Genomic DNA, 238 nt, shown 5'->3' on the forward strand with positions numbered 1-238 from the left:
CCTTCAGGGTCGCGCCGGACCCTGGATTGCCTATTCGAAGGTGTTGAAAGCTATCGACGCAGGGCAATACAGTGATGCCGCTAGGCAGACGGCGCTGCTCGAGCAGGATGGTCCAAACTTAAAGGTGTTCGCAGGTCTCTTGAATGTGCTCGCCGCGCTGCACGATAGCCAGAACGGTGGCTTGCTCGAAATCGATTGGAAAACTGCCCGTCGGATCAGCCAAAATCTGATCATGAGC

1 protein-coding gene is annotated in these 238 nt (G+C 55.9%); it reads left to right on the plus strand.

Features of this window, described 5'->3' with window-relative positions; genetic code table 11:
- On the plus strand, positions 1-238 hold a 238-nt coding region (locus AF337_RS43445; protein WP_160320401.1), incomplete at both ends, for a hypothetical protein.

The sequence above is a fragment of the Rhizobium ecuadorense genome (genome assembly GCF_001187535.1).
GTDB lineage: Bacteria > Pseudomonadota > Alphaproteobacteria > Rhizobiales > Rhizobiaceae > Rhizobium > Rhizobium ecuadorense.